This window comes from Streptococcus infantis, from assembly GCF_047463635.1.
GTDB classification, from domain to species: domain Bacteria; phylum Bacillota; class Bacilli; order Lactobacillales; family Streptococcaceae; genus Streptococcus; species Streptococcus infantis_W.
The window spans coordinates 1-1463 of sequence record NZ_JASHDL010000044.1 but is presented as its reverse complement, the minus strand read 5'-3'; the positions used below and the strand labels follow the sequence as shown (position 1 = coordinate 1463).

At 38.1% G+C, this 1463-nt stretch carries 1 protein-coding gene; it reads right to left on the bottom strand.

Features of this window, described 5'->3' with window-relative positions; genetic code table 11:
- Nucleotides 1-77 precede the first annotated feature (77 nt).
- Nucleotides 78-1451, bottom strand: coding sequence for an IS1182 family transposase (locus tag QM867_RS10660; protein ID WP_414315750.1), 1374 nt, complete (start codon nt 1449-1451; stop codon nt 78-80).
- Between the last annotated feature and the right edge of the window lie 12 nt (nt 1452-1463).

The following is a 1463-nucleotide window of genomic DNA, read 5'->3' as shown; positions in this document are numbered from 1 at the left end:
CAGAACGAAGACAAACGTCATTTTTGGCGTTTGTCTTTTTCTCTTTTCAAAAATAGTTTGTCTCATCATCTACTAATCTATACCAAAATCTGAATTTGAGAAAAATAAAAAGGGATATTTCCTATCCATTTCACCAGTTTTTTAATATTTAAACACGCCAAAGTAAGCCCAACCTGATCCTCCATTTTGGACTTTCCTTTCTCTCTAGTGTATCTCAAATTATGGTACTCCTTAGCCGTCCCAAAGAGCCGTTCAATTGTTTCTTTGCGCTTCTTATAGAGCTCTTTCATTTCTCTTTGGTGACGAATCTCCTCACAAAATTCAAGGGCATCTTTCCAGACATGTCTCGTTACTACTTTTTGATGATTTTGGCTTTGGGTACAAACGGATAATAAAGGACAGGCAACACATACTTTGGGATTACTCTTATACTCACGGTAGCCTTCTCGAGTGGTAGTGCGATAGCTTAATACTTGATTCTCTGGACAAATATAAGAGTCATGACTTGCATCATAAACAAAATTACTAGGTCTTAAGTTCCCCTTTACTCCCTTTGGACGAGTATAAGGAAAGACAGGGATGATGTTTCGCTCTAACAAATAATGGGCAATAGTTGGGGTCTTGTAGCCTGAATCCGCAATAATATAGCGTGGAGAGAAAGGTTCTAACTTTGAAAATAGGGCAGGGAAAGCCTGGCTATCATGAACATTTCCTGCTTCAACCGTATAAGCCAAGGCCCAACCATGCTTATCGCAAGCAACTTGGGCAGAATAGGCAAATACTTCCTTGTGTTCGCCCTTGTGAAACCAACCACATTCGGGATCTGTCGTTGAGATTTTCTTTTCCTTAGCCTCACTTTCTTTTGCGGGCTTTAAGGACTTTTTTGCGTGTTTTTTCCGATCTAAATCAATCTCAACTGCCAATTGTTCACTCATAAATTTAGCTTGTTGATCTACCATTTCCTTACGGTACTTGTGACTATTAGCTGCCGCTTTGATATGGGTACCATCCACAAATATTTCAGAAGGATCAATTAAACCTGCATACAAAGCTTGGTTGAAAACTTGGGAAAAAATCTCAGAAATGAGTTCTTTATCTTGAAAACGACGACTGTAATTTTTCCCATAGGTAGTAAAATGAGGAACCTTATCATCTAAAGTTAGTCCGAGAAACCAACGATAGGCTACGTTTACTTCAATCTCTTTCATGGTTTGACGCATAGAACGGATACCATAAAAACATTTGATTAAAGGAATTTTGACTAACATGACGGGATCAAGACTAGGCCGACCATTATCTGGACTATAGGTATCTTCTACCAAATCATAGATAAAGCCAAAATCAACCTTTGAATCAACTTGTCGAAGAAAGTGATCTTTAGGGACCAATTCGTCTATTGTATAGAAACCATATTGCTTACGATTATAATCAGGTTTTTCTTTGTGAAACATAGGGATTACCTC